The sequence below is a fragment of the Streptomyces sp. NPDC048523 genome, from assembly GCF_043199815.1.
Classification (GTDB): domain Bacteria; phylum Actinomycetota; class Actinomycetes; order Streptomycetales; family Streptomycetaceae; genus Streptomyces.
Window position 1 is genome coordinate 150,626 of record NZ_JBICWQ010000004.1, and the last position, 25,997, is coordinate 176,622.

General features: G+C 70.8%; 17 protein-coding genes. 13 read left to right on the forward strand and 4 right to left on the reverse strand.

Features of this window, described 5'->3' with window-relative positions; genetic code table 11:
- Positions 1-295: 295 nt before the first annotated feature.
- A complete protein-coding gene (locus ACGFWE_RS21595) occupies positions 296-1,366 on the reverse strand; it encodes a LacI family DNA-binding transcriptional regulator (RefSeq protein WP_393600996.1) in 1,071 nt (356 codons plus the stop codon).
- 168 nt (positions 1,367-1,534) lie between these two features.
- Here ACGFWE_RS21595 and ACGFWE_RS21600 point away from each other — a divergent pair, with 168 nt between their 5' ends.
- Positions 1,535-3,640 (forward strand): alpha-galactosidase, encoded by a 2,106-nt coding sequence (locus ACGFWE_RS21600; protein WP_393600998.1) that lies wholly within the window; start codon positions 1,535-1,537, stop codon positions 3,638-3,640.
- 113 nt (positions 3,641-3,753) lie between these two features.
- Here ACGFWE_RS21600 and ACGFWE_RS21605 read toward each other — a convergent pair whose 3' ends face one another.
- On the reverse strand, positions 3,754-7,353 hold the full coding sequence (locus tag ACGFWE_RS21605; protein ID WP_393601948.1) for a LamG-like jellyroll fold domain-containing protein: 3,600 nt from the start codon (positions 7,351-7,353) through the stop codon (positions 3,754-3,756).
- 396 nt (positions 7,354-7,749) lie between these two features.
- Here ACGFWE_RS21605 and ACGFWE_RS21610 point away from each other — a divergent pair, with 396 nt between their 5' ends.
- From ACGFWE_RS21610 to ACGFWE_RS21630, 5 genes are all read left to right on the forward strand, one after another.
- On the forward strand, positions 7,750-8,769 hold the full coding sequence (locus ACGFWE_RS21610; protein WP_352386850.1) for a LacI family DNA-binding transcriptional regulator: 1,020 nt from the start codon (positions 7,750-7,752) through the stop codon (positions 8,767-8,769).
- A gap of 132 nt (positions 8,770-8,901) precedes the next feature.
- Entirely contained in the window at positions 8,902-10,149 is a 1,248-nt protein-coding gene (locus ACGFWE_RS21615; RefSeq protein ID WP_393601000.1) for an extracellular solute-binding protein, read from the forward strand.
- A gap of 20 nt (positions 10,150-10,169) precedes the next feature.
- Positions 10,170-11,123, forward strand: a complete 954-nt coding sequence (locus tag ACGFWE_RS21620) for a sugar ABC transporter permease (protein WP_352386846.1) — start codon at positions 10,170-10,172, stop codon at positions 11,121-11,123.
- Complete coding sequence (locus tag ACGFWE_RS21625; RefSeq protein WP_352386844.1) at positions 11,120-11,929, forward strand: carbohydrate ABC transporter permease; 810 nt, start codon at positions 11,120-11,122, stop codon at positions 11,927-11,929. Before ACGFWE_RS21620 ends, ACGFWE_RS21625 begins: the two co-directional genes overlap by 4 nt.
- Before the next feature lie 58 nt (positions 11,930-11,987).
- The gene (locus ACGFWE_RS21630) at positions 11,988-13,724 is read left to right on the forward strand and encodes an amylo-alpha-1,6-glucosidase (protein ID WP_393601002.1); all 1,737 of its coding nucleotides are present in this window, start codon (positions 11,988-11,990) and stop codon (positions 13,722-13,724) included.
- Between the two features lie 20 nt (positions 13,725-13,744).
- Here the strand turns inward: ACGFWE_RS21630 and ACGFWE_RS21635 are convergent, their stop codons facing one another.
- The gene (locus ACGFWE_RS21635) at positions 13,745-14,152 is read right to left on the reverse strand and encodes a RidA family protein (protein WP_352386840.1); all 408 of its coding nucleotides are present in this window, start codon (positions 14,150-14,152) and stop codon (positions 13,745-13,747) included.
- Between the two features lie 211 nt (positions 14,153-14,363).
- Between ACGFWE_RS21635 and ACGFWE_RS21640 the strand changes: the two genes are divergently transcribed.
- The 4 genes from ACGFWE_RS21640 (at position 14,364) to ACGFWE_RS21655 (ending at position 21,129) form a co-directional block, all read left to right on the forward strand.
- Positions 14,364-15,347 carry a hypothetical protein gene (locus tag ACGFWE_RS21640; protein ID WP_393601004.1) on the forward strand — a complete coding sequence of 328 codons (984 nt, stop codon included), beginning with the start codon at positions 14,364-14,366 and terminating at the stop codon, positions 15,345-15,347.
- 77 nt (positions 15,348-15,424) lie between these two features.
- Positions 15,425-17,293, forward strand: coding sequence for an HSP90 family protein (locus ACGFWE_RS21645; protein ID WP_352386836.1), 1,869 nt, complete (start codon positions 15,425-15,427; stop codon positions 17,291-17,293).
- Positions 17,294-17,295: 2 nt separating this feature from the next.
- Complete coding sequence (locus ACGFWE_RS21650) at positions 17,296-20,229, forward strand: hypothetical protein (RefSeq protein ID WP_393601006.1); 2,934 nt, start codon at positions 17,296-17,298, stop codon at positions 20,227-20,229.
- A 66-nt stretch (positions 20,230-20,295) separates the two neighbouring features.
- On the forward strand, positions 20,296-21,129 hold the full coding sequence (locus ACGFWE_RS21655) for an endonuclease/exonuclease/phosphatase family protein (RefSeq protein ID WP_393601008.1): 834 nt from the start codon (positions 20,296-20,298) through the stop codon (positions 21,127-21,129).
- A gap of 51 nt (positions 21,130-21,180) precedes the next feature.
- On the opposite strand, the gene ACGFWE_RS21660 is transcribed toward ACGFWE_RS21655, so the two are convergent.
- Positions 21,181-22,644, reverse strand: a complete 1,464-nt coding sequence (locus tag ACGFWE_RS21660; RefSeq protein WP_352386830.1) for a non-reducing end alpha-L-arabinofuranosidase family hydrolase — start codon at positions 22,642-22,644, stop codon at positions 21,181-21,183.
- Between the two features lie 353 nt (positions 22,645-22,997).
- On the opposite strand from ACGFWE_RS21660, the gene ACGFWE_RS21665 reads away from it, so the two are divergent.
- From ACGFWE_RS21665 to ACGFWE_RS21675, 3 genes are all read left to right on the forward strand, one after another.
- The gene (locus ACGFWE_RS21665; protein WP_352386828.1) at positions 22,998-24,431 is read left to right on the forward strand and encodes an endo-1,4-beta-xylanase; all 1,434 of its coding nucleotides are present in this window, start codon (positions 22,998-23,000) and stop codon (positions 24,429-24,431) included.
- Positions 24,432-24,523: 92 nt separating this feature from the next.
- Positions 24,524-24,808 carry a hypothetical protein gene (locus tag ACGFWE_RS21670; protein WP_352386826.1) on the forward strand — a complete coding sequence of 95 codons (285 nt, stop codon included), beginning with the start codon at positions 24,524-24,526 and terminating at the stop codon, positions 24,806-24,808.
- 347 nt (positions 24,809-25,155) lie between these two features.
- On the forward strand, positions 25,156-25,992 hold the full coding sequence (locus ACGFWE_RS21675) for an SDR family oxidoreductase (RefSeq protein ID WP_352386824.1): 837 nt from the start codon (positions 25,156-25,158) through the stop codon (positions 25,990-25,992).
- Positions 25,993-25,997 lie beyond the last annotated feature (5 nt).

The following is a 25,997-nucleotide window of genomic DNA, read 5'->3' on the forward strand; positions in this document are numbered from 1 at the left end:
TTGGAGTCGGGAGGCGTGCGGTGCGGCGGAGGGGGGGGTGGTCGGGTGTCGGTCGGGTTCAGCAGCCGCGGGGGTACGGCGGAGGGTGGGTGACTGTCGGGGCGTGAGGCCGGGTGCCGGTCGGGGCGGGTGACTGTCGGGGGCGTGAGGCCGGGTGCCGGTCGGAGTCGGGAGGCGTGCGGTGCGGCGGAGGGCGGGTGGTCGGGTGTCGGTCGGGTTCAGCAGCCGCGGGGGTACGGCGGAGAGCGGGGGCTGTCGGGGAGGGGACGGGAGGGAGGCCGGATGCCGGTCCGGTTCAGGAACCGGGCGGGCCGGCGCTCTCGCGGTGCACGAGGGTGGGTTCGGCCGGCACGTGCGCGGGCTCCTGTCGGTCGGTGTCGAGTTGGGCCCGCAGCAGACCGAAGGCGGCGCGGCCCAGGCCGTGGAAGTCCATGCGGACCGTGCTGAGGGACGGAGTGAGGAAGGCGGAGTGCGGGGCGTCGTCGAAGCCGATGACGCTGACGTCCTGCGGTACCCGCCGGCCGGCGTGGTGCAGGGCCCGCAGGACACCCAGGGCCAGGTCGTCGTTGCCGCACAGGATCGCGGTGACGGCCGGGTCCCGGGCGAGCTTGTTGCCCGCCTCGTATCCGGCCTGCGCGTCCCAGCCCCGCCCGGACGGCGGGGGAGGAGCCACACCGGCCGCCCTGAGGGCCCGACGCCAGCCCTCGGCGCGCGGTGATGCCGTGCCCCGGGTTCCGGTCGAGGCGGGCAGCGCCACGTAGTGCACGGTCGCGTGCCCGAGCGCGAGGAGGTGCGCGGTGGCGGTCCGGGCCGCCTCCCGGTCGTCGGCCCACACGGCCGGCCTGCGGGGGGTCCGGCCGGGCGGCGGCGCCTCCACCAGGGCCGCGCACGGCACATGCGCCGGTACGCGGTCCAGGACGGCGGCGCCGAGACGGTCGTAGCCGATGACCACCAGGCCGCCACCGGTGTCGGCGGCCGCGGCGACCGTACGGTCCAGGTCGTTCTCCGGTGTCACCACCCGCACGCCGAGCGCGTACCCGGCGGCGCGGGACGCCTCCTCCAGACCCTGCAGGGTGGCCGCGTAGCCATGGAGGACGGTGTTCGAGGTGAGGACCGTGACTGCTCGGGTCACCCCGCTGGCCAGGGCGAACGCGGTGGCGTTGCGCCTGAACCCCAGGGCTCGCACAGCCGCTTCGACACGTCCGCGGGTCTCCTCCTTCACGTTCGGGCGGCCGTTGATGACCCTCGAAACGGTCTGGTAGGAGACGCCTGCCGCCTGGGCGACATCGCGGATGCTGGCGGGCCTGCGCTGCCCCGGGGAGGGGGCGGTCTGGCCGCCGAAGCTTGTGTGACCGGTCACATGCATGCGAGGATTGTGAGCGGTCACATCGCGGGCGTCAAGAGACCGTAACTGGGGATTTACCTTTCAAACACAACCGCCGACGCGGCCAACTCTCTCCCGCCGAGCGCGAATTCCCAGCTCAGCCCGGTGAGACCGTGGCAGTACCGAACCATCCCGGAAGGGGAAATTGCGTTGACCGCAGTCGTCGGAACACTCGAGAGATCCCGTCTCTGGTCGCACCCGGAACTCGGGCTGCACGCCGTCCTGGACGCCACGGGATCGGTCCGGCTGGGGGCGCCCGGTCAGGACCCGGCCGCTCTGGTGCCGCTCGTCGAGGTCATCGCCACCGGGCACGGACGCCTGTGGTCGGGGGAGCGCTTCATCGAGACCGCGATCGGCGAGCGCCTGACCTACCGCGACCACGAGACGGTCCGGGAGGCGGGCCGCGAGCGTACGACGATCCGGCTCGCGGACCCCGAGACCGGCCTGGCCGCCGAGGTGGTCCTGGAGACGGCTCCTGGCGCCGGTTTCCTGCGCTCACGGGTGCGGCTGGTCAACGAGGGCGACGCACCGCTGCGGCTGGAGAGCGTGAGCACCCTGACCGTCGGCGGCATCACCGACGCGGGCGGCGGGCTCGACGGACTGACCCTGCATTGGGCGGACAACGACTGGCTCGCCGAGTGCCGTTGGCGCCAGGCCCCCTTCCGTGACCACGTCGTCCAACTGAGCCGGTTCGCGCACGGTCACGAGGGACGCGGCTGCTTCGAGCGCTTCTCGCAGGGGAGCTGGTCCACCGGCCGCCATCTGCCGATCGGAGCGCTCACCGACCGTGCCGGGCGGACCTGGCTGTGGCAGATCGAGTCCAGCGCGGGCTGGCGCTTCGAGACCGGCGAACGTGAGGGCGCCGCCTATGTCGCCCTGTTCGGCCCCGACGACGCCCACCACCAGTGGCAGCACACCCTCGCGCCCGGCGAGGACTTCCACACCGTTCCCGCCGTCCTCGTCGGCGGCGCGACGGGCGGCCTCGACGCGGCCTTCGGTGAACTCACCGACTACCGCAGGCTGATCCGCCGCGACCACCCCGACCACCGTGCCCTGCCGGTGATCTACAACGACTACATGAACACCCTCATGGGCGACCCGACCACCGAGAAGCTGCTGCCGCTGGTCGACGCGGCGGCGAGGGCCGGTGCCGAGATCTTCGTCATCGACGCGGGGTGGTACGACGACGACGCGCAGGGCTGGTGGGACGCCGTCGGTGCCTGGGAGCCCGCCCGGGGGCGTTTCCCCGGCGGCATCCAGGAGGTGCTGGACGCGATCCGGCACCTCGGCATGGTCCCGGGACTGTGGCTCGAGCCCGAAGTCGTGGGCGTCCGCAGCCCGTTGGCCCACACCCTGCCGCCCGAGGCGTTCTTCCGGCGCGGCGGCCTGCGGGTGACGGAACACGGCCGCCACCACCTGGACCTGCGTCACCCGGCCGCCCGGGCCCACCTCGACGCGGTCGTGGACCGGCTGGTCGGCGAGTGGGGCGTCGGGTACCTCAAGCTCGACTACAACATCAACATCGGACCCGGCACGGAGAGCGGCCCGGAGAGCCCCGGCGCCGGCCTGCTCGGCCATCACCGCGCCCACCTCGACTGGATGTCCGGCCTGCTCGACCGGCATCCCGGCCTGGTCCTGGAGAGCTGCGGCTCGGGCGGTCTGCGCATGGACTACGCCCAACTCGCCGTCGCCCAGCTCCAGTCCACCAGCGACCAGCAGGACCCCCTGCGCTACCCGCCCATCGCCGCGTCCGCCGCCACCGCCGTGGCCCCCGAGCAGGCCGCGGTGTGGGCCTACCCCCAGCCCGACCACACCACCGACCGGATCGCCTTCACCCTCACCGGCGCGCTGTTGGGCCGTGTCCATCTCTCGGGCTTCCTCGACCGCATGAACGAGGAGCAGTTCGACCTCGTACGGTCGGCGATCCGCGTGTACAAGGACATCCGGCCGCAGATCGCCGACGCCCGCCCCTTCTGGCCGCTGGGCCTGCCGGACTGGGAGGACGCCTGGATCGCCCACGGTCTGCGGGGGCGCGACGCGACCTACCTCGCGGTGTGGCGACGGGAGGGAGCCGACGCCCCGTCGAGCCGTACGCTCCCGCTTCCCCACCTGCGGGGCCTCGCACTGCGCCCGGAGGTGCTCCAGCCCACGACGGCCGACGCCACGGCGGAGTGGGACGCGACCGAGGGAACGCTCACCGTGTGCTTGCCGCGCACGGACACGGCGGTACTGCTGAGGCTGGGAACGGTTGTGTGAGCGGGAGCTGGAACCTTGTCAGGAGGGGCGACGACTACCGGGTGTCCCGCTGACCTTGAACACAGGCCGGGCCCCGGCGGCGCCTCACCGCGCCGCCGGGGCCAGGGATCACCTCACCGCACCTCGCGTGCGTACGGCGCCACGGTGATCCGGTCGATCAGCGGCGCGTACCGGGAGCGGAGCAGGACGCCCGGGAAGGTGTCCGAGGCGTAGGTCGTGCCGTCGAAGTTCGGCAGTTCCTCGGAGCGGAAGAGGATCGTGTTCTGTCCCTTCTTCAGGGTGACGGGGATGGTCAGCTCCCAGAAGTTGTTCTCGTGGAAGCTGTGCGGGAAGCCGACGCGCCGCGTCTCGCCGCCGTTGACGCTGATGTCGGCGTGCCGGGCCAGCGGGTCCGGGTTGTAGTGGGTGGCCTCGGACTGCTCCGGGTTGGAGTAGCGGACGCGCAGCGCGTACAGGCCCGCCTTGTCCGCGGTGACGGTGAACGTCGCGGTGTTGCCGTTGCCCGGGTCTCCGCCGATGCCGGTGATCGCCGTGCCGTCGGTGGCGAGTGACAGCGGGGTGAGCGTGGCCGAGCCCGCCAGTACGGCGCTCTGGGCCTCGTACGTACGCGCCTTGAGCGCGCCCTCGCTCGGCGTGACCGTGAGGCGGTCGACGAGGGTGGCGGACGAACCGCCCGTCAGCGTCACCTTGTTGACGCCTCCGGAGAGGGAGACGGCGACGCTGTTCCTGTCCTTGGCCAGGCGCAGCACGTCGTGCCCGTTGACGGAGAGCCGGGCGCCGGTGCCGCCGAGGGTGTCGACCCGGAGGGTGGCCTCACGGTCGGCGGGGGAGTAGACCCAGAACGTGGCGCTCTGGCCCTTGGCAACCCGGGCCGCGCCCGAGCCCGAGCCCGGCAGGTTGTAGACCGGCTGCGCTCCGCCGGACAGCCAGGCCAACTCGCCTTCGTGCACCTGCGTGCCGGCCGAGGCACCCGGCAGGGCGAGGGTGAGGCGGTCGACGATGGCGTCGCCCTTCGTCACGCGCGTGCCGTCCAGGCTCTTCGCGGCGAGCGTCAGGGTGTGCTTGCCCTTGGTGAGCTTCACCTTGGTGTCGGTGTGGTCCCACACCACCCACTTGTAGCCGAGCGGCAGATACAACTGCTGCTCGGTGCCGGCCTGGCCGTCCACGCGCAGGAAGACGTTGGTGGGCCCCTGCTCCTTCACCTTGTCGAAGGTGTTGAGGGAGTTGGCGAAGACGCTCAGGTCGTAGGTGCCGTCCTCGGGCACGTCCACGGTGAAGTCGAGCGTGACGTCCGAGCCGGTGCGCAGCCCGCCCACGTCGTAGCCGCCCGAGGTGTAGAACTTCGACACGTCGGAGGTGGAGCCCTCCGGGCCGTTCTTCGAGTAGCCGGACCCGGTGTGCGCCGCGTCCTCCGCCTCGTAGGAGCCCTGCCAACGCACCGGCGGGGACTGGGTCTTCGCCGCCTTCCCGGCCGGGCTGAGGACGATCTCGTACGCCGAGGACTCCTTCAGCTTCGGCAGCGCGCCGGCACCGAAGTCGACGGCGACCGTGCCGTCGTCCGCGACCTTCAGGTTCGTCTCCGTGAGCAGCTTCGGGCCGGAGGAGTCACCGACCTGGCCGCTCCACTCGATCTCCCTCACCCAGGCGTGCACGTTCGTCCCGAAGAGCTTCTTCGGGACGCCCGAGAAGGTGATGTGCCCCTTGCCGGTGGAGCCGCCGAAGAGCAGCCGGGCCTGCTTCTTCTTCTCGTCCAGCGTGGCCACGCCCTGCATGGTGTAGTTCTCGCCGGGGAACGGCGGGTTCACCGTCACGGTGTGCCCGCTCATCGAGGCGTACGAGTTCAGCAGCCACCACTGGCCGTTGCCGCGGTTGGACTGCACCGCGGAGTCGGAGAGGTTGCCGTCGATGTTCCAGTAGGCGATGTCGGCGTCCACCTTGGACTCCTCGATCGCGGAGACCCACTGGATCATCTGGCCGGGCACCGAGGTGTGGTAGTTGAAGGCGTACTCGTTGACGTTGACGGGCAGTTGGGTGCCCTCGCGGTCGGTCCCCTTGAACAGGTCCTTCTCCCAGACCCGGTACTTGGCGACGCTGGTGCGCACCGCCTCCGGGTGGCTCAGCTCGTGCCAGGTGATGACGTCCGGGAGGGTGCCGGCGGCCAGGGCGTGGGTGAGGAAGCCCTTCACCTGGTCGTACAGGACACTGGTGTTGGGACCGGCGATGCGGGCGCTGGGCATCCTGCCCTTGATGAGCTTGTAGGCCTCGTCCCAGGCGGCGAAGTAGTCCTTGGGGTCGCTCAGCCAGCTGACCTTGTCGTAGCTCCACTCGCCGGTGCCGAACATGTTGCCCTCGGGCTCGTTGAACGGCACGAAGACGATGTTGTCCTGGTACTGCTTCGGCAACTGGAGCACCTGGTCGACCTGCTTGGCGATCTTCGCCTCGTAGAGCTTGAGCTTCTCCTGCGGAGTGCTGCCGGGCCACTCGTACGGGAAGCCGCGGTGGATGTCGGTCATGTATATGTACACATCGCCGTCGGTGGAGTCGGCGAGCGGCTTGACCACGTCCAGTGCGTCGGCGCCGGGGTGCTGCGGACCGTCCTGCGCCTTGGTGGAGACGGTGCGCAGGCCCATGCCCTCGATGAGGTTGTTGGTGGGCACGTCCGGCCCGTACACGCCGTACAGGGTGCCGGAGGCGCCGCCGTGGAAGGCGCCGGTGTCCGAACCGAGGTCGACGGTGAGCTGTCCCTCGCGGACCACGGTGACGTTCGCCTTCACCGCCCGTCCGGCCGCGGTTCCGGCCACCGTGAAGGTCCCCGGCTGGGCGTACTTCTCGGGCGGTACGGCGTCCCAGGTGACGGGCGTGTCGCGGTCGTAGCCGTCGGAGTAGGTGGCGCGGACGGCGGCCGGGAGGGCCGGGGCGGTTCCGTCGGTCGTACGGACGTCGAAGGACGTCTTCGAGAGGCCCTGGAGGGTCGGCACGGTCCCGACCAGGCCGGCCACCTGCTCGGCACTGAGTGCCGAGTGCCACACGGCGAAGTCGTCGACGGCGCCCTTGAGGAGCGGGTCCGGATAGAGGGACTTGCCTATGTAGCCGGCGGCGGTCGCCGAACCGCTCAGCAGGTCCTTGGCCTTGATGGCGGTCGCGGCGGAGGAGACGGCCACACCGTCGAGGTAGGTGGTGAGCCGCCCCGCGGTGGTGTCGAGGGTGACGGTGACCGTGCGCCACGCGTCCGCGGGCAGCGCCGCGTAGCCGCGGACCTGGGTCTCCGCGCCGCCTCCGCCGGTCGTCACGGAGGTCTGGAAGAGCCCGTTGCCGTTGTACGGCGTGCTGAAGAGGTACCTGCTGGTGTCGGTGCCCAGATCGAAGATGCGCTGCCAGGACGACGTGTCGCCGCTCCACTTCACCCGGGCGGAGACGGTCAGGTCGCTCGCGTCGCCGACCACTTCGCGGGGCAGACGGACGTAGGCACCGTCGGAGGTGGGGGCCCCGCCGGGCAGGGCCAGCGCCTTGCCGCCGTCCGTGCCCGCCACGGACTGGGCCGTCGCGGCGTTCACCAGGCTCGCTGTCAGGCCGTTGCCGGAGCTGTCGGTGATGTTTCCGGACGCGAGGTCGTCCTGGTCGAAGGTGTAGCGGGCGGCGGGCCCGGGCGCCTCGGCCGCGTGGGCGGGCACGGCGGGCGCGGCCAGCAGGCCCGCGCCGAGGGCCAGTGCCATGGCGGCCGGCGCGCGGCGGCGGGCGGCTCTGTCAGCGGATGACATGGATTCGTCCTCATCGTCGAGTAACGGGTTCGGGTCGGCCCGCCTCGGTCGCCGTCGAACCGATTCGATCCGAGCGGGCGTGGGGGGACAAGACACGTGGAGAGGGAGGCGGGTGGGGCGGCTCTGTGACGGCGTGGCGGGGGAGTCGCCACGGGGCGACTGCGCCGAACCGGTTCGGCGAAGCTAGCACCGGGCCATCCGGCCAGCAATCCCCTCGACGCAGAGATCTCGCCACTGCTCGGTTCCCACCAGGGATTGCCGCACGAGTATTGACACCGGCCCGGGCAGTTCCTACGTTCACTTCCACGCGAACCGGTTCGACAGCCGGTCGCCCTGCCCCGAGGAGTCGCCGTGAACATCGGTGAGATCGCCCGGCGGGCCGGTGTCTCGCGCAGCACCGTGTCCTACGCGCTGAGCGGCAAGCGCCCCGTGTCGGAGGACACGCGCCGGAAGATCCAGCGGATCGTCGACGAACTGGGTTACCAGCCCAGCGCCAGCGCCCGCGCCCTGGCCAACGGCCGCACCAGCACCCTCGGCCTGGTGTTCCCGCCCGCCGGGAACCACTACACGGGCATGCAACTGGACTTCATCGGCAGCGTGGTGGAGGCCGCCGCGGCCTACGACTACGACGTGCTGCTCTCGCCCAGCGGCGTCGACAGCGACCGTTCCTTCCAGCGGCTGCTGGGGGAACGGCGGGTCGACGGCGCGATCCTGATGGAGATCAGGCTGGCGGACGACCGGGCCGATCACCTGGCCGCCCTCGGCTTCCCCTCCGTTGCCATCGGCCGCACCGCCCACCCGGAGGACGGCTGGTACGTCGCCCTGGACCACACCGCGCTGGCCGCGGCCTGCGTCCACCATCTCGCGGACCTCGGTCACCGCCGCATCGCCTTCGTCAACCGGCCCGAACAACTCCTGAGGACCGGGTACGAGTCCGCGCACCGCGGCCTGGACGGCTTCACCAAAGCCGCTGCCGAACGCGGGCTGACGGTGCGCACGTACTGCTGCGGGGACGACGCCGCCGCGGGCCAGGCCTGCCTGGAACGGATCCTGCACGACGACCCGGCCACCACGGCTCTGGTCACCCTCAACGAGGCCGCTCTGGGCGGCCTCTACCGGGGGCTCGCCCACGCGGGCCGCCATGTGCCGCGCGACTTCTCCGTCACCGGTGTCGTCGCCAACCGCTGGGCGGAGACGGTGACCCCGCAGCTCACCGCGGCCGACGTACCGGCGGCCGAGATGGGCCGGCTCGCCGTCGACCTGCTCGTGGAGCGGCTGGACCACTCCGACGCGCCACCCCGGCAACACCTCCTGACCCCACCGATCTCCCTGCGGGCCAGCACCGGCCCCGCAGGGACCCCGCAGACCTGATCAGTCCCTCACGTACTCGTCACCCGTCACACCGCTGACGCCCGAACCCTCGACGGCGTCGTTCGCGGTGCCCTTTTCTCCGCGCGACCCACCGCCGCGGCACCCGCATGCCTCAGACCGAAGGAACCCGCCATGAACAGCTTCTCCAGACGGCACCGTCCGACCGCCGCGGTCCTGATCTCCCTGGCCGTCGCCACCGGCGTCACCGCCTGTGGCTCCGGCTCGGGCAGCAGCGGCACCAAGGGCGCCGACAGCGGCACGTACACCGTCTGGGACCCGTACCCGCAGTTCGCCAAGGGCTCGGCCTGGACGAAGCTGCTCGACAAGTGCGGCACCGCGGCGGGCGTGAAGATCAAGCGCACGGGCTTCGACACCAGCGACCTGACGAACAAGGCCCTGCTGGCGGCCCAGCAGGGCAACTCCCCGGACATCCTCATCGTCGACAACCCGGTCGTCTCCACCCTGGCCGAGGGGGGCGTCCTCACCACGACCGACGAGAACAAGCTGGACACCTCGAAGGTCGACCCCAACCTCCTCGCGGCCGGCCAGTCGGGCGGCAAGACGTACGGCACCCCGATCGGCGCCAACACCCTCGCCCTCTACTACAACAAGAAGGTCCTGAAGGAAGCCGGCGTCGACATCGCCTCGGTGAAGGACTGGACGTCCTTGACGGCGGCGCTGGAGAAGGTGAAGAAGGCCGGCAAGAAGGGCATCACGTTCTCCGCGATCGGCACCGAGGAGGGCAGCTTCCAGTTCCTGCCGTGGTTCTGGGGCGCGGGCGCGAAGCTGACGCAACTCGACTCCGCCCAGGGCGAGTCGGCGCTCTCCCTGTGGAAGGACTGGGTCAAGGCCGGCTACGCCCCCAACTCGGTCCTCAACAACACCCAGACGACCAGCTGGCAGGAGTTCGCCACCGGCGACTACGCCTTCGCCGAGAACGGCACCTGGCAGCTCGGCAACGCCAAGAAGGCCGGCCTCGACTACGGCGTGCTCCCGATACCCGGCGCCTCCGGCGGCAGCGCGGCCGCCCCGACCGGCGGCGAGTTCGTCACCCTCCCGGTGCAGGACGACACCGGCCGCTACGCCACCGCACAGAAGCTGGCGACCTGCCTGACCAGCACCCAGAACCTGTACGACACCGACACCACGCTGTCCTACGTGGCGCCCACCGCCGAGGTCCAGGACAAGCAGGTGGCCGCGAACGCGGAGCTGACGCCCTGGGTCGCCGCGGTCAAGGCGGCCAAGGGACGCACCAGTGACGACCTGGGCACCAAGTACCCCAAGATCTCCGAGCAGATGTGGAAGGCCGTCCAGTCCGCGCTCAGCGGCTCGAAGTCCCCGGAGGACGCGCTGACCGACGCCCAGTCCGCCGTCAAGTGAGCGCATCCCAGGGCCAGTTGATGAGCCAGACGACACAAGTGCCGCGCCCGCGGACCGACTCCAAGGGCGCGGCCCCCGAGGCGCGGCGCCGGCCCGCCTCCCCGCAGTGGGCCGCCTGGGCCTTCCTCGCCCCGGTCACCCTCTACCTCGTCCTCTTCTACGCCTATCCGCTGTACCGCAACCTCGACCTGAGCCTGCGCAACTACACCGTGCGCTCCTTCGTGCGGGGCGACGCCCCGTTCACCGGCCTGGCGAACTACCGCACGGTCTTCGACGACCCGACCTTCGCCCCGGCGCTGCTGCACACCGTGGTGTTCACCGCCGTGTGCCTGGTCTTCCAGTACGCGGTCGGTCTGGCGCTGGCGGTCTTCTTCAGCCAGCACTTCCGGCTCTCGGCCACCCTGCGGGCCCTGTTCCTGGTGCCCTGGCTGCTGCCGCTGATCGTGTCGGCGTCGACCTGGTCGTGGATGCTCAACAGCGACTCCGGCATCGTCAACGCCGTCCTGCACGCGGTCGGCGTCGACCCGGTGAACTGGCTGACCTCGCCGACCTGGTCGCTGACCTCGGTGATCATCGCGAACATCTGGATCGGCGTCCCGTTCAACCTGGTCGTACTCCACAGCGGCCTGCAGTCCATCCCGGCCAGCCTGTACGAGGCGGCGGCCCTGGACGGGGCGAACGCCTGGCAGCGCTTCTGGCGCATCACCTTCCCGCTGCTGCGCCCGGTCTCCGCCATTACCCTCCTGCTGGGTCTCGTCTACACCCTCAAGGTCTTCGACATCATCTGGATCATGACCAAGGGCGGCCCGGCCGACTCCTCCACCACCTTCGCCACCTGGTCCTACCAGCTCGGCTTCGGCAACCTGCTGCCCGCCTTCGGCCCCGGCGCGGCCGTCGGCAACCTGCTCGTGCTCGCCGCCCTGGTCTTCGGCCTCATCTACGTGCGCCTCCAGCGAAAGCAGGCGCTGTCATGACCACCCGCCTGAAGACCGCCCTCGGCCTGCTGCTGACCGGGATCATGCTCTTCCCGGTGTACTGGATGCTCAACGTGTCCCTCACTCGCGACCAGGACATGCGCAAGAGCCCGCCGGACCTGTTCCCCGCCCACCCCACCCTGGAGGGCTACCGGGCCGTCATCGACCAGCAGTTGCCCTACCTGGGCACCAGCCTCGTCATCGGCCTCGGCACCGTCGCCCTGACCGTGGCCCTGGCCGCCCCGGCCGGCTACGCACTGGCCAAACTGCGCCCGCGCGGCGGCGGCATCCTCAGCTTCGTCCTCCTGGCCGCCCAGATGATCCCCGGCATCATCATGGCGATGGGCTTCTACGCCATCTACCTCCAACTCGGCCTGCTCCAGTCCGTGCCCGGCCTGATCGTCGCCGACTCCACCCTCGCCGTGCCCTTCGCGGTGCTCATCTTCACCGCGTTCATGTCCGGCATCCCCGGCGAACTCCTCCAGGCCGCGCAGGTGGACGGAGCGCGGGCCCTGCGCACCTTCTGGTCCGTCGTACTGCCGATGAGCCGCAACTCCGTCGTCACCGTGTCGCTGTTCGCGTTCCTGTGGTCCTGGTCCGACTTCATCTTCGCCAGCACCCTCGCGGGCGGCGGCGCCCACGAGCCGATCACCCTCGGCATCTACCACTACATCGGCAACAACAACCAACAGTGGAACGCCATCATGGCCACCGCCGTCGTCGCCTCCCTGCCGGCCGCGGTCATCCTCGTCCTCGCCCAGCGCTATGTCGCCGCCGGCGTCACCGCGGGCGCCGTCAAGGACTGACCTGCGCGGCGCGGCCTTCCCCCCTGACGATCCCTGCTCGAGAAACGAGTGCCTCTTCATGACCGCCGACCGCTCCGGCCCGGCCTTCTCCGTCCAGGACATTCCGTTCAGCACGCACGGCTCCTGGTTCGGCATCTCCCCCGTGCTTGCGGAGAAGACGCGCGCCGAGGACCTCCACCTCGTCTCGCACCAGAACGGCATGCACGCCGTCCTGAGCCTCGTGCCCCTCGACGCAGCCACGGGCGAGCGGGCCGAGACCCTGGTCGAGGCAACACCGGCCCTGCTGAGCTGGACCGGCCCGGCCGGGCGGGTGGATCTCGCATACGAGACGCCGGACACCGTACGGCTGCGCGGTGCGGGCGCCCCGCTGCGGATCTCGGCGGCGGCCCGGACCCTGACCCCGTTCAGCGGGACGTACTTCTACCGCGAAGCGGCCGCCGACGCGTACGTGTTCACCTCGTACGAGACCGGACGCCGCTACCGGATCACCCTGCTGTCCGGCACGGTGTCCGAGGTGTTCGGCAGCCAGGCCCTGGGCAGCGCCGACCGGGGCGTCACCGTCGCCGCCGGCGCGGACGGCGGATGGGAGATCGCCCTCGAGGAACTCGACACCGCACGCCCGCCCTACGCGTCGTCGGCGGCCTTCGGCAAGGTCGTCGAGGCCACGCGGAACGCCTTCGCGGACTTCGTCGACTCCGTGGCCCCCTGGCGCTCGTCCACCACCCCGGCCGCCGAACTCGCCGCCTACGTCCTGTGGTCGGCGACCGTACGCCCGGCCGGTCTGGTCACCCGGCCCGGCGTCCTGATGTCCAAGCACTGGATGGACAAGGTCTGGAGCTGGGACCACTGCTTCAACGCCCTCGCCCTGGCGTCCGGTTGCCCCGAACTGGCCCGGGACCAGTTCCAGCTGCCCTTCGACCACCAGGACGACAGCGGTGCCCTGCCCGACTCCGTCACCCACTCCGAGGTGCTCCGCAACTTCGTCAAACCGCCCATCCACGGCTGGGCGTTCGGCCATCTGCGCCGCCGGCTGCCCACCCCCCTGGAGCGGGCGGAGCTGACCGGGACGTACGACCGGCTGGAACGCTGGACGGAGTTCTGGCTCACCGCCCGGCGCGCTCCCGGCGCCGCCCTGCCGCACTACCAGCACGGCAACGACAGCGGCTGGGACAACGCCACCACCTTCGACCCCGAGCGCGTGGTCGTCACCGCGGACCTGGCCGCCTTCCTCACCCTCCAGCTGCATGAACTCGCCGACCTGGCAGCGTACTTGGAGAGACCGGACGACGCCCGTCGGTGGACGCGGGCCGCCGAGGAGACACAGCGGGCGATGCTCGACCAGCTCTGGACCGGCGACCGGTTCGTCACCCGGGGCGTCGACAGCGGCGACACCTGGAGCACGTCCAGTCTGCTCGACCTGATGCCCATCGTCCTGGGCGAGCACCTGCCGCGCGAGATCAGTGGCGTGCTCGCCGAACGCATCGAGGCCCATCTGACCCCGTACGGCCTGGCCACCGAGCTGCCTACCTCGCCGCACTACCTTCCCGACGGCTACTGGCGCGGCCCGATCTGGGCCCCCGCCACGATCCTCGTCGAGGACGGCCTGCGCCGCGGCGGCCACCACCGGCTGGCGGACGAGATCAGCACCCGCTTCCGCGCGCTGTGCGAGAACCACGGCTTCGCGGAGAACTTCGACGCCCTGGCCGGCACGGGCCTGCGCGACCGCGCCTACACCTGGACGGCCGCCGCCTACCTCCTCCTCGCCGAGGCACACGCACAACGGGACGGCCGGTGAGAACGGTACGGGCGCCTCGCTCAGTCGAGGACCGCGGTGGCCTCGACCTCGACCAGGTGGTCGGGGACGTCCAGTGCCGCGACGCCCAGGAGTGTGGCCGGCGCAACCGGGGTGACTCCCAGTTTCGCGGCCGCCCGTGAGATCCCCTCCAGGAGTTGGGGCATCTTGTCGGGCGTCCAGTCGACGACGTGGACGTTCAGTTTCGCCACGTCGTCGAAGGAACCGCCGGCTTCCGCCAGGGCCGTGCCGACGTTGAGGTAGCACTGCTCGACCTGCGCGGCGAGGTCGCCCTCGCCGACCGTGCGGCCCTCGGCGTCCCAGGAGACCTGCCCGGCGACGAAGACCAGCCTCGTGCCGGACGCGATCGACACCTGCCGGTAGACGTCGATCTTCGGCAGTCCCTCGGGATTCAGCAAGGTGATGGCCATCCTCTGTGCCTCCATCGTCGGGCGCTGCACGCCCGTAGTCTCTTGTGGTTACTGGAAAACCGTAGGAGAGCGTCCGCTGACATGGAAGAACGCACTTTTCCGTGACCGGGTAACCCGGCGGTGACCCAGCAGCTCAGCGGCCCGGACGGCGGTGTCGGTGGGGCCGTTTATGCTGCACCAACGATCACGCGGGACCAGGGGAGGGCGCGGCATGTTCGGCAAGCTGTTCGGAAAGGATGCGGAGAGACCGGGGGCGAATCCGTACGCCCTGCCCGTCCCGCGCAGACAGAAGAACGGGACGTACCGGCTGCGCGCCCTCGGGGACACCCGGGTGCTCGCGCTGGTGGAAGCGGCCGACACCGGTGACTGGGAGGCGGTCAAGTCGGCCCTGGCTCCCTTCGATCTCGGCCGTGACCACGCGGTGCTGAGCGAACTCGCCGAGTTGGACGGTCTGCAGGACTGGATCGGGCGGGCCGTCGAGGAGGACAAGGAGCACCGGGCCACGGCCCTGCTGATATCCGGGGCGCGCCACATCAGTTGGGGCTGGGAGGCCCGCACCTCCGCACGCGCCGTGGACGTCACACAGGAGCAGTGGCGGATCTTCCACGAGCGACTCGAGATCGCCGAGGAGCAGTTGCTCGAAGCCGCCGAGCTGCGGCCCGACTGGGTCACCCCGTGGCGCCGCCTCCTCACCTCGGGGCGTGGCATGTCGCTGGGCCCCGCCGTCAACGAGACCCGGCGCGACGCCGCCCTGCGCCGCGACCCGCTGGACCTGGAGACCCACATCGAGTGGGTGTCCCAGCTGCAGCCCCGATGGAGCGGCGAGCCGGGCCAGGCGCTGGCGTTCGCCCGCGAGGCCTTCGCCGGCGCGCCCGACGGGCACCGCCTCGGCTGTGTGGTCGCCATGGCCCACATCGAGGAGTGGGTGGAGTCCGAGGATCGTGACTGCCTGCAGGACCCGCGGATCCGGGCCGAGTTGAGGGAGGCCGCGGAGCGCAGCATCCTGCACCACGCGTACGAACGCGGCCTGGGCTGGCAGGGCGACTACAACATCTTCGCCATGGCCCTTTCGCTGGCGGGCAGCAGCAAGGCCTCCAATGTCTTCCGCGAGCTGGACGGTGTCTTCACCGAGTGGCCGTGGACGTTCATGGCGGACCCCCAGAAAGCCTACGCACGCTTCCGCAAGGCCTTCTGAGCCGAAGGCCGTACGGTCCCCGCCCGTCCCGGCCGGACCATCGCCCCCACCCGCCGTTCCTTCTCCCCGGACTGCCCATGCCTCTGCGCCACGACACCCCCGACCACGCCGCCGCCGACCGCACCTTCCAGGTGGACCTGCGCGGCCTCGTCGACCTCCTCTCCCACCACCTCTACTCCAGCCCCCGCGTCTACCTGCGCGAGCTCCTGCAGAACGCGGTGGACGCGCTGACCGCCCGCCATGGCCTCGAACAGGGCGCCCCGGCCGACGCGTTCGGCATCCGCCTGTATGCCGACGGCGCCGTGGTCCGCGTCGAGGACGACGGCGTCGGTCTCACCGAGGCCGACGTGCACACCTTCCTCGCGACGATCGGCCGCAGCAGCAAGCGCGCCGAGCAGATCGCCGACCAACGAGCCGACTTCATCGGCCAGTTCGGCATCGGCCTGCTCTCCTGCTTCCTGGTCGCGGACGAGATCCACGTCCTGAGCCGCTCCGCCCGCACCCCCGACGCACCCGCCGTGGAGTGGCGCGGGCGCGGCGACGGCAGCTACACCGTCCGCACCCTGCCCACCACCGCCCGCCCCCGGCCCGGCACCACCGTCACGCTGACGCCCCGCGCCGACGCGGGCGAGTGGACCCGTCCGCCCCAAGTGCACGCGCTGGCCCGGCACTTCGGGTCCCTGCTGCGCCACCCGGTGACCTTCGACGACGGCACCGGCGGACCGGGCAAACCGGGCGCGTCCGTGGGAGCACCCGTCAACCCCGAGCCCGCACCCTGGGCGCGCACCCACCCCACCCCCGGAGCCCGCTCCCGCGCCCTGGCCGCCTACGGCGAGCAGGTCTTCGGGTTCACGCCGCTGGACACCATCGAACTGGACCTGCCGGCCGTGGGCCTCAAGGGCATCGCCTGCGTGCTGCCCGAGGCGGTACCCGCCGGGCGCCGCCACGGCCACCGCGTCCACGTCAAAGGCATGCTCCTGTCCGAGCAGGCCGAGGAGATCCTGCCCGACTGGGCGTTCTTCGTCCGCTGCGTCATCGACGCCGAGAGCCTGCGCCCGACCGCGTCCCGCGAGGCCCTGTACGAGGACGACACCCTCGCCGCCGTACGCGACGCCCTCGCCGAACACCTGCGCGCGTGGATCGCCCGGGCCGCCGCCAGCGATCCCGAACTGCTCGGCCGCTTCCTCCAGGTCCACCACCTGGCCGTGAAGTCGCTCGCGGTGCACGACGACGAGATCATGCGGATGCTGCTGCCCTGGCTGCCGTTCGAGACGACCGACGGACACGCCACCCTCGACGAGTTCGCGCGCACCCACCGCACCGTGCTCGTCACCTCGAGCGTCGAGGAGTTCCGCCAGGTGGCGGCCATCGCCTCCGCCGCCGGACTCGGCGTCGTCAACGGCGGCTACACCTACGACCGCGCACTGGTCCACCGGCTGCCCGAGGTCAGGCCCGAGGTCAGCGTCGCCGACCTCGATCCGGCGACCCTCACCGCCCACCTCGACCCCGTCGACCGGGAGACCGAGCTGGCCGCAGCGGCCTACCTGGCCCAGGCCCGCGACGCCCTCGCCGTCTTCGACTGCGATGTCGCGCTGCGCACCTTCCAGCCCGCCTCCGCCCCCGCCCTCCTCCTCGACAGCCGCGAGGCCCGGCACGAACGCACCCGCTCCCAGCTCGCGCGCGAGCAGCAGGGCGGCGTGTGGGGCGACATTCTCGGCGCCCTGCGCCAGGAGGCCCCGCGGGCCCAGCTGATCCTCAACCAGCTCAACCCGCTGGTGCGCACCGCGGTGACCATCGACGAGCCCGAGCTGGCCCGCACCAGCGCCGAAGCCCTCTACGGGCAGGCCGCGATGCTGTCCCGCCGCCCGCTCAGGCCCGCCGAGTCGAGCCTCATCAACCGCTCCTTCCTCGACCTCCTCGCCCACGCCCTCCGCAAGGACAGCTGACGATGCCCACCGCGATCCAGACCACCGACGAGCTGTACCAGGCGCTCCAGGACAATGACGAGCGCCCCTACGGCCGCACCCGCACCGTCACGGCCGAGGAACTCGTCGACGCCGCCGAGCAGTTCGAGGAGCCCGTACCGCTGATCCACGCCCTCCTCGAACTCCAGGAGGCGTACACCTACGGCTCGGAACCCCGTAAGTCGCCCGTCGTCTTCGCCCGTCTGCTCACCCTCTTCGACGAGCAGCCCGACATCTTCGACGAGCGCCTGCGCCACCTGCTGTTCTGGCGGTTCAAGTGGGTGGGCCACGCCCTGCGTCAGCTGCCGGAGATACCGCTGGCCAGCCTGCGCCAGTGGCTGACCGAGATGCGCGACCGCTACGAGAAGGCCGGCCTCGGCCTCCAGCCGTACTACAGCCAGGCCTATCAACTCGCCGCCCACGTCGGCGAGGACACCACCGCCGCCTACGAGCTGTGGGCGGGCCGCGCCCGCACCCGGCTCAGCGACTGCGAGGCCTGCGAGATCTGCGAGCGCGCCCTGTTCCACCTCGCGGCGGGCGACGACGAGCGGGCCCTGCGCACCTGGGAGCCCGTCCTGAACGGCAAGGAGTCCTGTCAGGAGGAGCCGGCCCGTTCTCTCTCCCACGCGCTGCTGCCCCTGCTGCGCACCGGTGCCGCCGACCGGGCCCGCGAACTGCACCTCGCCGGCTACCGCGGTTGCCGCCGCAACCCCTCGATGTCCGGGGAGGTCGGCCGGCACCTGGAGTTCTGCGCGCTGACCGGCAACGAGGCCCGCGGCCTGGAACTGCTCGCCGAGAACCGGAACCTGTTCGACGAGGTCGACTCGCCCCTGGACCAGCTCGACTTCCTCACCGGCGTCGAGGTCCTCCTCCAGCGCGTCGAGCACCTCGGCCACGGCGAACTGCCCGCCTCCGGATACCCCGGCCGCACCTGGACGGTGTCCGCGCTGCACGCCGAGGTGCGCGGCCGCGCGGACGATCTCGCCGCCCGCTTCGACGCCCGCAACGGAACTCCGGCCCACACCGGCCGCCGCAGGGCCCGCCTCGGCCGGGCCCCGCTCCTCGACGCGCTCGAACTGACCCTGCGCACCCGCAGCCTCGACGACGTCGCCCCGGCCGCCCCGGTCACCGCACCGGCCTCCCGTACGACCGCTGCGGTTCCCGATGCCCTGCCCGAACTCATCCTTCAGGCAAGGAGGTTGGACGAACAGGGACACCCGGACGCCCAGGCCTGCTTTGCCCGGCTGCGCACCCTGGTCGCCGCCCGCGGCTACACCCACCCCGACGACCCGGCCGTGGGCCCGCTGGTCCGGCTGCGCGCCGACCTGCTGGCCGACGAGGCGACCTCGGCGGCCAACAAGGACGATTTCGCCGAAGCCGCCGCGCTCGACGAGGAGGCCGCGGCCCTCTACGACGACGCCGCGGAGCCCGGTCACGCGGCGATCGCCCGCGCCTGCGCCCTGCTCGCCACCGCCCAGATCCCCGAAGAGAACGGGGACGACACCGAGGCGAAGGCGGCCGCGCTGAGTGCCGCCCACGCGTCCGTGGTCCGCCTGCACGAGGAGACGGCCGGTCTCGCTCCCTACCTGGAGGCCCGTCTGCTGCGGCTGCGGGCGACCGCGCTCGGCCTGCGCCTGCAGACGACGGGAAGCAAGGAGCACGTCGCACCGGTCTTCGCCGAGACGGAGCTGCTGCACGCCTTCGCCACCCGGCACGACCTCGCCGGGCAGATCTCCGGTGCCCTGCTGCTGCGGGCGAGCACCCACGCCATCTCCGGCGACCTGCCCGCCGCGGTCACGGAGATCGACGCCCTCCTGGACCGGCTGAAGGCGCACGGCCCGGCCTGGCACCTGCCCCGCACCCTCGGGCTGCGCGGCCGGCTCCAGCTCGTGCTCCAGGACACGCAGACCGCGCACGCGAACCTCACCGAAGCGCTGCGACTGGCCGCCGACTGGCCCGCCGACACGGTCGACACCGGCCGCCTGCACGGTGATCTCGCCGAGGCCTGCATGCACCTGGGCCGCCCCGACGAGGCGCTGCGGCACCTGACGCGCTCGGCGGAGGTGAACCTCCGCGGCGGCAACCGGATCGACGCGTTCTGCACCTACAGCAACGCCGCCCAGCTCAGCCTCGACCTGGGCCGTGTCGAGGACTGCATCGCCCTGCTCGACTCCCTGCTGGCCGAACCGGACGTCGTCTCCGGAGAGCTGGACGACCGGCTCGCCGCCCAACTGCGCCTGACCCGCGCCCGCGCACTGCGCACGGGGGAGGACCTCAAGGCCGCCACGGCCGAGTTCGCCGCACTCGCGGCCGAGTCCGCCGGCTGGGACGACGACCCGGGCAGCCACGCGATGATCGCCGCCGAGACGGCCGTACTCCTCGGCGAGTCCGGCGAGTTCGGCCCGGCCCGCGAGGCCGCGGACCAGGCGATCGCCGCCCACGCCCGGGACCCGCGCTACGAGTTGCTCAGCAACTGCCTGCGGGAACTCGCCCGCCTCCAGGCCCAGCAGCAGGGCCCCGAGGGCCTGGCCGACGCCCGTGCCTTCCTCGCCGACGCCGGCCGGATCGCCGACGAGGCCCGCGCCGCCGGGTACGAGGCCCGCGGCCGCTCCCTGGACACCGCCCTGGCTTACGAGCACGGGCGGGTCAACGCCTACGCGGGCGCGTACGAGGACGCGCTGGCCGCCCTGGACAAGGCGCTGACCCTGCTCGGCGAACTCGGACCGGAGGACGACCGGGCCGGTGAGTGGGCCGAGTGTGTCCGCCTCGCGGGCGCCGTGGAGGGCCTCTACCTGAAACGCCCGGCCCCCGCCCTCACCCGCCTCGACGCGGCGGTCGCCCACCTGACCGCCCTCGGCCACACCGAGGAGACCGAGACGCTGGCCTCCCTGGCGGCCCGGCTGCGCGACGAGGAGTGAGTCCGCGTCGCCTAGCATGGTTCACGCAGACGTCAGTTGGCCTGGGGAATCCGCGTCGGGGAGGCGATGGTGCTCGGAAAGGGCACGTGGTTGCTCGTGGGCGCCATGGTCGTGGCCTGGATGGTCCTTTCGGGCCCCAGCGCCCCGAGCGGATCCCTCGACGCCAAAGCACTGCCCGCCAAGTCTGTCCGGGACGCCGTACCGAACCGGGTCATGACGTGGAACCTCTGCAACCCCTGCGAGACGGGCAACGACGACCGGGCGGCGGAGATCGCCGCGTTCGCGCCCCAGGTCATCGGCCTGCAGGAGGCGTGCGTGGGTGACGTCGAGAAGATCCGGGAGTATCTGGAGAACCTGCACGGGCTCGTCTACCACGTCGAGTACGGGGCGGTTCTGCAGAGCTGGGGCCGTTGCGGGGGAGCGCCCTGGAACCCGGGCGGCTACGGCGAGGCGATCCTCTCGGCGGCCCCGATGACCGATGTCGTCACCGAGGAATATCCCGACGGCGGCTCCGAGGACCGTGGCTACATGGAGGTCACCACCACGGTGGGCGGCCGCCCGGTCCGGGTCTTCAACACCCACCTCGCCGAACGGCGTCAGGAGGCGGTCCGGGCGGAGCAGGTAGCCGTCCTCGCCAAGGAGGTCGCCCGGCACGACCGCGCGATCGTCATCGGCGACTTCAACGCCGTGCCGGACGCCTATGAGCTCACCCGGATGTTTGCACTGGCCAAGGACGCCGACCCCCAGTGCCGCCTCGGGTCCGACGGCACCTGCGAGCCCACTACCGACTGGCAGAGCAAGTTCGACTACGTGTTCCTGCGGGGGTACGTCCCCCTCAGGCAGCGAGTGCATCCGAGCCCGGTCTCGGACCACCACATGGTGTACGCCGACGTGGCCTGACTCCACGCTGAACCATGGCGGGCCCGGCCTTTCGCCGAGCCCGCCACGCCGTCAGCGCTGCCGTGTCAGCAGACCCGGACGGTAGGGCAGGAGGCCGTAGTCCCCGCCGGAGCTGGGGCTGCGCCCCTGGTAGAGGAACTGCAGGTTGCAGGGATCGACGGTGAAGGTCTGATCGGCGCTGGTGCGGATCAGTTCGCCATGGCTGATGTCGTTGGTCCAGGTGGCGCCACTGTTGGCCTTGCCGGCGAAGGGGTTGCTCTCCGTCGCGGCCTGGGGTGTCCATGAGCCGTTCAGGCTCGTGGCCGTGAACGAGCGGAAGTAGCGGCCCTGAGAGCCGATAGCCTCGACGATCATGAGGTAGCGGTTCTGGCCCTGCAGCTTGTAGACCTGCGGAGCTTCGAACAGGTTGTTCGTCGTATCGCTCATGATCGTGGTGTAGCTCGAGCCGAAACTGCCCGGGAAGTTCCCGATCGGCATGCTGGCCCGGTAGATCTTGCCGTTGTCACCGGCGAAGAACAGGTACATGTTCGTCCCGTCACCGATGAGCGTCTGGTCGATGGGCCCTGTTCCGGAGCCGGAGATGCTTCCGGAGAAGAGCACCTGCGGAGACGACCAGCCGTTCGGGTTGGTGGGATCGCTCGATGTCCGGTAGGAGAAGGCGCTCCCGCCCCACTGGTAGGCGAGTACCCAGATGTTCTTCGGCGCGAAGTAGAAGAGCGTGGGCGCGACGGTCGAGGACGACATCGTGTTCTGGCCGGCCGAGGCCATCTCCGACCAGTTGGTGAACGGGCTGAAGTTCATCGAACCCCAACTCGTCCCCGTGTCGTGCGTCGTCGCGTAGACCAGTTGCTTGCCGTTGTAGGGGGCGACGGTGAAGTCCTTGAGGGAGACCCACCCGGCCTTGGGCTGCGCCAGTGCGCCCGTCGATGACCAGCGGTACGTCGACGGAAGATCGCATGCACTGGAGTCGTCGCCGACCTTGACGAGCTGCCACTGCTGGTTGGCGCCGCCCCAGTCGTCGTACTGGACGGTGTTGGCGTTGTCGGCGGTGGAAGCCCCCTGTACTTCGAGGGCCTTGTTGCTGTGGCGCGAGATGAACCGCACGTAGCCGTCCGAGCTGTCGGCCAGCCGCCACTGCTGGTTGGCGGCGTTCAGGTCGGCCCACTGGACGATCGAGCCGCCGTTCGCGGTGGACCAGTTGTAGACGTCCAGGACCTTGCCCGAGTGGCGGGACTTGATGCGGTAGTAGCCGCCCCCGGAATCGACGAACTGCCACTGCTGCTGGGCCTGATCGTTCCTGGTCCACTGGGTGATGCGGGCGCCGTCTTCGGTCGCCATGTTGTAGACGTCCAGGGCCTTGCCGCTGTTGCGGTTGACCAGCACATATGAGGCGTTGGGGTCTACGGTCGCCGCCTCGGCGGGCTGGGCGCCGAGGAAGGCGGCCAGGAGCAGCAGGGGCGCGAGGACGGCCAGTAATCGTCTGAGGCGGACCGGGGACGGGTGGCGCAACAACATCGCGGGGCCTCCTTTGAGGGGCGGGGACAATCCGAAAGTTTCGAAGAATTCCCGGATGGCTCGACGCCACAAGCTAGGAATGCGGGGCCCTCCGGTCAAGGCCTGTCACCGATCTGCCCACGCGAAGGGGGTTCCGGAAACTTTCGGGCGACGAACGGAAACTTCTTCTGCGCGGAGTATTGACGATGCCTCGTCAATGCCTCAATCATCCCTGTCTGAGAAAGCGGCCACAGTTCGAGATACCGAACCGTGCCGGCCGTAGTCGCGATCGTCCCGGTCTGCCCCGTGACTGATGGACGACACATTCCCCTGCGCTTCAGTCCTTGCGTGATGTCCACCTTGGAGGCACAGCCATGCGCTCGTCTGCCCTTCCCAGAACCGTCATCCGCCGGAAGATCCGCGGCCTGGTGCCGGCGCTGGCCGTCGGTGTCCTCGGCGCGGTCGCCGCACTGGCCCCGCCACCACCGACCGCACACGCCGCCGAGAACACGCTCGGCGCCGCGGCGGCGCAGAGCGGCCGGTACTTCGGCACCGCCATCGCCTCGGGCAGACTGGGCGACTCGGCGTACACGACGATCGCCGGCCGCGAGTTCAACATGGTGACGGCCGAGAACGAGATGAAGATCGACGCCACCGAACCGCAGCGAGGCCAGTTCAACTTCACCGCTGGCGACCGCGTCTACAACTGGGCGGTGCAGAACGGCAAGAAGGTGCGCGGCCACACCCTTGCCTGGCACTCCCAGCAGCCCGGCTGGATGCAGAGCCTCAGCGGCAGCACACTGCGCCAGGCCATGAACGACCACATCAACGGCGTGATGGCCCACTACAAGGGCAAGATCGCGCAATGGGACGTCGTGAACGAGGCCTTCGCCGACGGCAGTTCGGGAGCCCGGCGCGACTCCAACCTGCAACGCACGGGCAACGACTGGATCGAGGCCGCCTTCCGCACCGCTCGCGCCGCGGATCCGGCGGCCAAGCTCTGCTACAACGACTACAACATCGAGGACTGGACCTGGGCCAAGACCCAGGCCGTGTACGCCATGGTGCGGGACTTCAAGCAGCGCGGCGTGCCGATCGACTGCGTCGGCTTCCAGTCGCACTTCAACAGCGGCAGCCCCTACAACAGCAACTTCCGCACCACCCTGCAGAGTTTCGCCGCTCTCGGCGTCGACGTGGCCATCACCGAACTCGACATCCAGGGTGCCTCGGCCACGACGTACGCCAACGTGACCAACGACTGCCTGGCCGTCTCGCGCTGCCTCGGCATCACCGTCTGGGGCGTGCGCGACACCGACTCCTGGCGATCCCAGGACACGCCGCTCCTCTTCAACGGCGACGGCAGCAAGAAGCCCGCCTACACCGCCGTCCTCAACGCACTCAACGGCGGCACCACCACGCCCCCTTCGGGTTCCGGAACGATCAAGGGCGTCGGGTCGGGCCGCTGCCTGGACGTGCCCAGCAGCAGCACCACCGACGGTACCCAGCTCCAACTCTGGGACTGCAACAACGGCACCAACCAGCAGTGGACGTACACCGCCGCCGGTGAGCTCAGGGTCTACGGCAACAAGTGCCTGGACGCGGGCGGCACCGGCAACGGCACCAGGGTCCAGATCTACAGCTGCTGGGGCGCCGACAACCAGAAATGGCGCCTCGACTCCGACGGCTCCATCGTCGGCGTCCAGTCCGGCCTCTGCCTCGACGCCGTCGCGAACGGCACCGCCAACGGCACCCTGATCCAGCTCTACTCCTGCTCGAACGGAAGCAACCAGCACTGGACCCGCACCTGACGGATTCGGGGTTGCCTGGAGTGAAGCCCCCAGGCAACCGCCGGGCCGTTGGTCGGGATGCGAGGCGGCTCCCCCCGTTGGAAGGTGGAGCCATGAACCAGAACTACCGCCAGTCTCAGCGGATGATCGAGATCGACACCCGGCTCATCAGGACCGGCGCCGTGCTCACCGCGGCCGGTGCCGCGGTGGCGTGCGCCGGCATGGGCGTCGCGGCCTTCGCCGTGTTCTCGGCCGGCCGGCGCATGATCCGTGAGATGGACGTGCCCCCCTCCCAGCAGGCAGCCATGAAGTGGCGACAGGCCAAGGAGGCGTCCCTGGCGGGCGCGCGGGCGTGGCAGACCGCGTCCGACGCCCAGAACGGGTCGGTCGCCCGCTAGGTCCGGCGCCGCCTCCTGGACCTGCCACGCCCGATGGTCGTGGCAGGCGCCACCGGGCTGAATACGACAACCACGGGGCCGTCGCACGCGACGGCCGCTTCGGCTGCCGCGCGGGCCGAGGCACGGCCCGGCCGCCGGTAGCCCGACGGTGTGACATGCCCCGCCCAGATCGGCGGCACCGTGTGCCGGTCGGTGCCGCCCGCGACGCGGGGTGCTTTCGTCTGAGGCCGGGTGTGCGACGGCCGGCTCCTGTGCCTGTCCTGGTGGGCCGGCCGTGGCCCGGCCCAGCTCATGCCCCGCCCGATTCCTGAGGGCGTGCCGTCCGAAACGTCCGAGGAGACATCGCGATGACAACGAAAGTCGAGAGCCGCGGCACGACGTCCGCACAACTTCTCAGGGGCCAGAAAGCACTGGTCACCGGGGCCAACTCGGGCATCGGCCTGGCGACCGCCGTTGCCCTGGGCCGGGCCGGAGCGGACGTCGTGGTGAACTACGTCGTCGGTGCGGACGAGGCCGAGAAGGTCGTGAAGGAGATCGAGAGCCTCGGCGTCCGCGCCTACGCCCACGAGGCCGACGTGTCCGACGAGGACCAGGTGACCGCCATGGTCGCGCGGATGGTCGAGGAGTTCGGCACCATCGACATCATGGTGGCCAACGCGGGCCTTCAGCGGGACGCGGCCGTGACGGAGATGACGCTCGCCCAGTGGCAGAAGGTCATCGACGTCAACCTGACCGGCCAGTTCCTGTGCGCGCGGGAGGCGGCCAAGGAGTTCATCCGGCGCGGAGTGGTGGAGGAGGTCTCCCGCTCGGCGGGAAAGATCATCTGCATGAGCTCGGTCCACCAGATCGTCCCGTGGGCGGGCCACGTGAACTACGCCTCCTCCAAGGGCGGGGTCGGCATGCTGATGCAGACCCTCGCCCAGGAGCTGGCACCCAAGCGGATCAGGGTCAACGCCGTCGCACCCGGCGCCATCCGGACACCGATCAACCGTGATGCCTGGGACACCCCCGAGGCCGAGGCCGACCTGCTGCGCCTGATCCCGTACCGCCGGGTGGGCGATCCGGACGACATCGCCAACGCCGTCGTCGCCATGGCGTCCGACCTGCTCGACTACGTGGTCGGCAGCACTCTCTACGTCGACGGCGGAATGACGCTCTTCCCCGGCTTCGCCACCGGAGGCTGAGCTCC

Coding starts and splice junctions, on each gene's coding strand:
- ACGFWE_RS21645 (WP_352386836.1), top strand. CDS start 15,425: ATGCCTCTGCGCCACGACACCCCCGACCACGCCGCCGCCGACCGCACC.
- ACGFWE_RS21655 (WP_393601008.1), top strand. CDS start 20,296: ATGGTGCTCGGAAAGGGCACGTGGTTGCTCGTGGGCGCCATGGTCGTG.
- ACGFWE_RS21640 (WP_393601004.1), top strand. CDS start 14,364: ATGTTCGGCAAGCTGTTCGGAAAGGATGCGGAGAGACCGGGGGCGAAT.
- ACGFWE_RS21635 (WP_352386840.1), bottom strand. CDS start 14,152: ATGGCCATCACCTTGCTGAATCCCGAGGGACTGCCGAAGATCGACGTC.
- ACGFWE_RS21595 (WP_393600996.1), bottom strand. CDS start 1,366: ATGCATGTGACCGGTCACACAAGCTTCGGCGGCCAGACCGCCCCCTCC.
- ACGFWE_RS21615 (WP_393601000.1), top strand. CDS start 8,902: ATGAACAGCTTCTCCAGACGGCACCGTCCGACCGCCGCGGTCCTGATC.
- ACGFWE_RS21675 (WP_352386824.1), top strand. CDS start 25,156: ATGACAACGAAAGTCGAGAGCCGCGGCACGACGTCCGCACAACTTCTC.
- ACGFWE_RS21650 (WP_393601006.1), top strand. CDS start 17,296: ATGCCCACCGCGATCCAGACCACCGACGAGCTGTACCAGGCGCTCCAG.
- ACGFWE_RS21665 (WP_352386828.1), top strand. CDS start 22,998: ATGCGCTCGTCTGCCCTTCCCAGAACCGTCATCCGCCGGAAGATCCGC.
- ACGFWE_RS21620 (WP_352386846.1), top strand. CDS start 10,170: ATGAGCCAGACGACACAAGTGCCGCGCCCGCGGACCGACTCCAAGGGC.
- ACGFWE_RS21660 (WP_352386830.1), bottom strand. CDS start 22,644: ATGTTGTTGCGCCACCCGTCCCCGGTCCGCCTCAGACGATTACTGGCC.
- ACGFWE_RS21605 (WP_393601948.1), bottom strand. CDS start 7,353: ATGGCACTGGCCCTCGGCGCGGGCCTGCTGGCCGCGCCCGCCGTGCCC.
- ACGFWE_RS21630 (WP_393601002.1), top strand. CDS start 11,988: ATGACCGCCGACCGCTCCGGCCCGGCCTTCTCCGTCCAGGACATTCCG.
- ACGFWE_RS21670 (WP_352386826.1), top strand. CDS start 24,524: ATGAACCAGAACTACCGCCAGTCTCAGCGGATGATCGAGATCGACACC.
- ACGFWE_RS21625 (WP_352386844.1), top strand. CDS start 11,120: ATGACCACCCGCCTGAAGACCGCCCTCGGCCTGCTGCTGACCGGGATC.